We start from the raw sequence: 6,359 nt of genomic DNA on the forward strand, positions 1-6,359 counted from the left end.
CGGCATGGGCGTTGATGCGCCTGGCCAGCCCGCAGTTGCCAATTGGCGGCTACAGCTATTCACAGGGGCTGGAAATGGCGGTCGAGCGCGCCCTGGTGTGCGACTCGGACAGCGCTCAGCGCTGGATCGCCGATCAACTGCTGCTCAACCTCGCCCGCTTCGAAGCCCCCTTATTGAGGGCCCATTGCACCGCTGCGCTGGCCGGCGACTGGTCCGCGCTGGCCACGCTTAGCGAACAACACCGTGCCAGTCGGGAAACCCGTGAGCTGCAGCAGGAAAGCCGGCAGATGGGTTATTCGCTCAAACAATTACTTGAAGGCTTGCCTGAACTGGACGACGACACCCGTAGCTTCCTCGCACAACAATCCGAGCCTGGTCTGGCCGTGATGTGGGCATTGGCCGCACGCGCCTGGGCCATCAGCGCTGACGACGCGCTGGCCGCATGGCTCTGGGGCTGGCTGGAAAACCAGCTGGCGGTGCTGATGAAAACCCTGCCGTTGGGTCAGCAAGCCGCGCAGCGCCTGACGTCGCAGCTTCTGCCATTGCTGCAGCAAGCCCACATGCAAGCGCAACACTGCGCACCCGAACAACGAGGCAGCGCCGCCTTTGGCCTGGCGCTGGCCAGCATGGCGCACGAGCGCCAATACAGCCGCCTCTTCCGCTCTTGATCGCCAAAAGGAACAGACACACATGAACAGCCAACCTCTACGCGTCGGTATCGGTGGCCCGGTAGGCTCCGGCAAAACCGCACTGACCCTCGCCCTGTGCCTGGCGCTGCGCGAACGCTACAACCTGGCCGTGGTGACCAACGACATTTACACCCAGGAAGACGCGCAATTTCTTGTACGAAACGAAGCACTGGCGCCGGAACGCATCATCGGCGTGGAAACGGGCGGCTGCCCGCACACCGCGATCCGTGAAGATGCCTCCATCAACCTGGAAGCCGTCGACCAGCTCAACCGTCGCTTTCCTGGCCTGGACCTGATCATCGTCGAGTCGGGCGGCGACAACCTTTCGGCCACGTTCAGTCCGGAACTGTCCGACCTGACCTTGTACGTAATCGACGTTTCAGCGGGCGACAAGCTACCGCGCAAGGGCGGCCCCGGCATCTGCAAGTCCGACCTGCTGGTGATCAACAAAGTTGACCTGGCGCCGATGGTTGGTGCGTCGCTGGAAGTGATGGAGCGCGACACCAAGAAGATGCGCGGCGACAAGCCCTTCGTGTTCAGCAACCAGAAAGTTGGCCAGGGTCTGGACGAAATCATCGCCTTTATCGAGAAACAGGGCTTGCTTACCGCTGCCTGAAACGTCTGTCGTCTTAACAAAAAAGGAGCTCACATGAACGTGCGTAAAGCCCTATTTAGCCTCGCCCTGTTTCTTTCTCCCGCCGTTGCATTTGCCCACCCAGGCCATGACAGCAGCGGCCTGCTCGCCGGCATCGCTCACCCGGTCTCGGGCCTCGACCATTTACTCGCCATGCTGGCGGTCGGGCTGTGGGCGGCACAACAGAAAGGCCTGGCGCGCTGGGCCCTGCCGATGACCTTCGTCGGCACCATGCTGCTAGGCGGCGTACTGGGATTCGAAGGGCTGCAGTTGCCGTTTATGGAAACGGGTATTGCCGCTTCCGTGTTGGCGCTGGGCTTGCTGGTGGCTGTAGCCGTGCGGCCTCCAGTGGCCGTGGCTATGGCGCTGACGGCATTGTTCGCACTGGCCCATGGCGTGGCGCATGGCCTGGAATTGCCTGAAGTGGCGAGCCCGTGGGGTTACGCGGCCGGCCTCGTAGCGGCGACTGCGGCGTTGCATGCGGCCGGCTATGGCTTGGTTCGCGTATTGCCGTCTGCTGCCGCGCCGCTGGTGCGGATTGCTGGCGCGATATCGGCTGGGGCTGGCGCCTGGTTGCTGGTGAGCTAAGTCGACGAGGCTGACGTTACGGAGCCCTCTCCCGCACGACCGTTGTCCTGTGGGAGAGGCTTCAGCCTCGATGACGCCAGCACCGGTTAAACGTGTACCGCCACTCGCAACGCTTCGTAGGAACCTGCCGCAGCAATGCCCACCGCTGCGGCCAATTCTAGAACCCGCTCAAGATCGGTGGTGTACACCAACACTGCTTGCATCTCGTCATCAAGCGGCTGACTGAAGTCCACCAACACGTAGCCCTTGGTCTCCGGGCTCAAAGCGCTGAGCTGCACCTGAATCCGGTTCATCGCCGTCAGCGGTTCGGTTTTCTGCAGTTGTTTGGGCTTGATGTTGAACGTCACTTCTTTGCCAAACGAGTCGATGATCTGTTGCAGCAGGTCGGGGTAACTGTCTGCCTGGAACAGCACCGTTTCCGGCAGGCTCCCCACCACTACCCATTCGCCGAGTGGGATGGGGAATGTATCGTCGTAGTTGATATCCGGATTAGCCGCCAGAAAGGCAGCCGGATCGGCGTAGGCTTGCGCCGCTTCGTCCGCGATTTTGTCGATTTCCTCGGCGCCCATGCACCCCGAACTTATTTTGCTGATCAGTTCTACGAGTTGGTCTTTCATGGGGAGCGGGTCCTGGCTGAGTTGAGGGCGCCAAGGATATCGCGAAGGTGCGAGCCCTGCTATTTGGCGAACAGTTGGCCGATATCTTTGAAGGCCTTGAACTCAAGCGCGTTACCGCATGGGTCGAACAGGAACATGGTGGCTTGCTCGCCAACCTGACCTTGGAACCGGATGTGCGGCTCAATAACAAACATCAGGCCTTTTTCCTGAAGGCGTTTGGACAACGCTTCCCACTCTTGCCACCCCAACACCACGCCGAAATGCGGCACCGGTACGTCGTGACCATCCACCTCGTTGGTCATCACCTGTTCCTGGGAAGAGGTTTTCGGGTGTTCGTGAATCACCAATTGGTGGCCGAAGAAATTGAAATCGACCCACTTCTCGCTGGAGCGGCCCTCTGCCAATCCAAAGGTCTCACCGTAAAACTGGCGCGCGGCAGGAAGATCGAACACAGGGATAGCTAAATGAAAGGGGGAAAGACTCATACGAAATGCCTCAACAAAACGTGGGAATAACTGCTCGGGTTTGAGTCTAGCCTTGTAGTTATGAATTGAAAGACGGTATTTTTTGCACCGAGCACAAATTATTTCGATCAATCCCACAGACGAGCCGAGCGAATGCTGCGCGAACTAAAGACGTTTCTCGCCGTAGCGCGGTACGGCACCTTTGCGGCGGCAGGCATGCACATCGGCCTCACGCAGTCGGCGGTCAGCGCGCAAATACGCAACTTGGAGCGAGCCCTCAATCAGTCATTGTTTGATCGCACCGGACGGCAAGCGGTGCTCAATGCGGCCGGCAAACGTGCGCTGCCCATGGCCGGCGAAATGCTGGACCTTTTTGGCCGGATGGCCACTGTGGACAGCTCGGGAGAATGCAGCGGCGAGTTGCGAATTGGCGCAATTGCCAGCGTGCAGACCGGCTTATTGCCTAGCGCACTGCTGCGATTACGACAGGCTGCGCCGAGGGTAGAACCGAAGCTGGTTCCGGGCGTTTCGCTCAACTTACTGAGTCAGGTGGATGCCGGCGAACTGGATGTGGCCATTTTGATTCGCCCGCCTTTCCCGCTGCCCAAGGAGTTGCACACTCAGTTGCTTCGCCAGGAACCGTTCGTGCTTGTGGTGCCGGAGGGCGTTAGTGGCGACGATCCGTTGCAGATCTTGAGCGAGCACCCGCTGGTGCGTTATGACCGGACCTCGTTTGGAGGACGGTTAGTGAGCCGCTTTTTACGTGAGCAGCGTTTGGATGTTCAGGTGGCGCTAGAGCTGGATGAGTTGGACGGGATTGTGAAGATGGTGGAATGCGGCCTGGGCGTTACGCTGATTCCTCTGGCGGGGCTGTGGCTTGAGTTGGGCGCCAAGGTAAGAATCATCGAATTGGGCGAGCTGACGTTTCACCGCGAGCTGATCATGTTGCTGCGACATAGCCAACGAAACTTACCAATTCTGCAGCTCTTTAATGAGTGCATCCAAAGGCACTAATTACCCACCGATAAAAAAACCCGGCTTGGTTGGCCGGGCTTTTCAGGTGAGGTAACGCGAACCATCAAACCACACGGTTGGCACCGGTACGATCAGCGCCACCTTCAGCTACGCGGTTGGCACCGGTACGGTCTGCACCACCTTCAGCTACGCGGTTGGCGCCGGTGCGGTCTGCACCACCTTCGGCTACGCGGTTGGCGCCGGTGCGGTCTGCACCACCTTCGGCTACACGGTTGGCGCCGGTGCGGTCTGCACCACCTTCAGCTACGCGGTTGGCACCAGTACGGTCTGCACCACCTTCGGCTACGCGGTTGGCACCGGTGCGGTCTGCACCACCTTCGGCTACGCGGTTGGCACCGGAACGATCAGCACCACCCTCTGCAATCATGGACGAGCGAACGAACTGTCCGTCGAAAGTGAACTGCGGTTGATCGGATGGCAGGGCAAATACACTAGCGGAAAGGCTGGCCAGGATCAGGCTGGCGAATACTTGGCTTTTCATTTTGCGGCTCCTTTTGGGGGCTGGTAAGTGGGTACGGAGCCTATGGTACTCACCAAGATTTTTCGCAGAAGTGAAAGGGCCCAATAGTGACCATCGATACGAATGATTGCTGATTTTTCCTTTCTAAATCAGGTAGATAAAAGGGCTAAACATAGGCAGAAACGAATTTATGTCGCCTACTTCTAGTAGCTCTAACGCCTCAGCCGCGCTCCTTTTCCAGCAATTTCCGCTTGCGTTCGATACCCCAGCGATAACCTGAAAGGCCGCCATCGTTGCGCACGACGCGATGACAGGGAATGGCAACAGCCAAAGAATTGGCCGCGCAGGCACCGGCAACCGCGCGAACCGCGAGAGGAGCTCCAATAGCTTCGGCAATGTCGCGATAGCTGGCGGTCTTTCCTGCTGGAATTGTTTGCAGCGCTTGCCACACCCGCTGCTGAAACACCGTACCGCGTATATCCAAGGGTAACGCCAGCCCTTGGCCGGGCGCTTCGACAAACGCGATGACTTTAGCGAGCGTCTGGCTGAATGCCTGGTCAGCAGGCTCGATGCGAGCGTTGGGAAATCGTCGACGAAGATCCGCTTCGAGCGCTGGCCCGTCGTCATCAAACAGGATCGCGCAAATGCCACGCTCACTTTGCGCCACCAGCATGGTACCGAGCGAACAGTCGCCCACGGCATAGCGGATACGTACGTTGGCACCGCCAGACTTGTAGGCTTTCGGGGTCATGCCTAGGATTTGGTTGGCGACGGAATAGAAGCGTCCGCTGGAGTTGAAGCCGGCTTCGTATAGAGCGTCGGTTACAGATTCGTTCTTATTAAGTTGGTCACGAACGCGGTTCGCTCGATGCGCACTGGCATAGGCTTTTGGCGTGACGCCGGTAATGGATTTGAATAGGCGATGGAAGTGATAGGGGCTCAGCCCAACCTCGGCCGCGAGTGTGTTTAATGCCGGCGGCGTTTCAGCTTGTTCTATCGCGTGACAGGCGCGTTCGATCAAAGCGCGCTGCTGTTCCTCAAGCGAATTTTGGTTCGGCTTACAGCGAAGACACGCACGGAATCCAGCAGCTTCAGCTGCGGAGCAGTCGTTATGGAATTGAACATTCTCGGGCAAGGCCTGACGGGCGGCGCAGGAAGGGCGGCAATAGATACCCGTAGATCGCACTGCGTAGACGAACTGACCATCCGCCGTTTTGTCTCGCGCTTGCACGGCAAGCCAGCGCGAGTCGTTTAGCGTTTGCGCGATGCGGGTCTGTTTATTGGGGTCGGAACTCATCGAATAGCTCACGATTGGACGCTGAGCGTACGGTATCAGGGGATGCATTGGCGGGGCATGCTGAATCTTGCTATCAAATTCAGGTTTCCCAGGAGCGTGAAGCTGCCTGCAGGCTCGCTAGGTGGAGGCGGACACCGAGTCGGCAAGGCCGGAGGACGTGCTTGCGCAAGCTGCCATCTTCCAAAGCGAGGCCGCTGCTCTTGCCTCACTTTTCTTCAACGCAAAAACAAACTCCCTACCCGTTTTCACGAGTAGGGGGTTTGGAATTTAAGCTTGACGATGACCTACTCTCACATGGGGAGACCCCACACTACCATCGGCGATGCGTCGTTTCACTACTGAGTTCGGGATGGGATCAGGTGGTTCCAACGCTCTATGGTCGTCAAGCAATTCGGGTGGAGCGTCGCGTTAGCGCAGCTCCAAATTGGGTATGTGATGGTGTGTTGCGGTAATTTGTGTGTTTGCCGAATTTTCGGTTTGAATCGTCTTCACACCGTCAATTTGCGCTAAGCAAATTGCTTGGGTGTTATATGGTCAAGCCTCACGGGCAATTAGTATGGGTTAGCTCAACGCCT

The 6,359-nt window shown here is 58.4% G+C and carries 8 protein-coding genes and 1 rRNA gene; 4 read left to right on the top strand and 5 right to left on the bottom strand.

What is annotated here, in order from left to right; translation table 11 throughout:
- Positions 1-14 precede the first annotated feature (14 nt).
- Genes AC0IW7_RS02635 through AC0IW7_RS02645 form a run of 3 tightly spaced genes read left to right on the top strand, consistent with a single transcriptional unit; the run spans position 15 to position 1,911 of the window.
- A complete protein-coding gene (locus tag AC0IW7_RS02635; RefSeq protein ID WP_471815611.1) occupies positions 15-668 on the top strand; it encodes an urease accessory protein UreF in 654 nt (217 codons plus the stop codon).
- A gap of 22 nt (positions 669-690) precedes the next feature.
- Positions 691-1,305: an urease accessory protein UreG gene (gene ureG, locus AC0IW7_RS02640; RefSeq protein WP_108098371.1), complete on the top strand. Its 615-nt coding sequence runs from the start codon at positions 691-693 to the stop codon at positions 1,303-1,305.
- 33 nt (positions 1,306-1,338) lie between these two features.
- A complete protein-coding gene (locus AC0IW7_RS02645) occupies positions 1,339-1,911 on the top strand; it encodes a HupE/UreJ family protein (protein ID WP_471815592.1) in 573 nt (190 codons plus the stop codon).
- An 86-nt stretch (positions 1,912-1,997) separates the two neighbouring features.
- Here the strand turns inward: AC0IW7_RS02645 and AC0IW7_RS02650 are convergent, their stop codons facing one another.
- The gene (locus AC0IW7_RS02650) at positions 1,998-2,528 is read right to left on the bottom strand and encodes a hypothetical protein (RefSeq protein ID WP_122494684.1); all 531 of its coding nucleotides are present in this window, start codon (positions 2,526-2,528) and stop codon (positions 1,998-2,000) included.
- Between the two features lie 59 nt (positions 2,529-2,587).
- Complete coding sequence (locus AC0IW7_RS02655; protein ID WP_471815593.1) at positions 2,588-3,013, bottom strand: VOC family protein; 426 nt, start codon at positions 3,011-3,013, stop codon at positions 2,588-2,590.
- Between the two features lie 132 nt (positions 3,014-3,145).
- On the opposite strand from AC0IW7_RS02655, the gene AC0IW7_RS02660 reads away from it, so the two are divergent.
- Positions 3,146-4,006: a LysR family transcriptional regulator gene (locus AC0IW7_RS02660; protein ID WP_471815594.1), complete on the top strand. Its 861-nt coding sequence runs from the start codon at positions 3,146-3,148 to the stop codon at positions 4,004-4,006.
- Positions 4,007-4,070: 64 nt separating this feature from the next.
- Here the strand turns inward: AC0IW7_RS02660 and AC0IW7_RS02665 are convergent, their stop codons facing one another.
- From AC0IW7_RS02665 to rrf, 3 genes are all read right to left on the bottom strand, one after another.
- Positions 4,071-4,508: a phage infection protein gene (locus tag AC0IW7_RS02665; protein WP_471815595.1), complete on the bottom strand. Its 438-nt coding sequence runs from the start codon at positions 4,506-4,508 to the stop codon at positions 4,071-4,073.
- Positions 4,509-4,707: 199 nt separating this feature from the next.
- Positions 4,708-5,784 (bottom strand): bifunctional DNA-binding transcriptional regulator/O6-methylguanine-DNA methyltransferase Ada, encoded by a 1,077-nt coding sequence (gene ada, locus AC0IW7_RS02670; RefSeq protein ID WP_471815596.1) that lies wholly within the window; start codon positions 5,782-5,784, stop codon positions 4,708-4,710.
- 271 nt (positions 5,785-6,055) lie between these two features.
- Positions 6,056-6,171, bottom strand: a 5S ribosomal RNA gene (gene rrf / locus AC0IW7_RS02675).
- Positions 6,172-6,359 lie beyond the last annotated feature (188 nt).

The sequence above is a fragment of the Pseudomonas sp. AC229 genome (assembly GCF_979254655.1).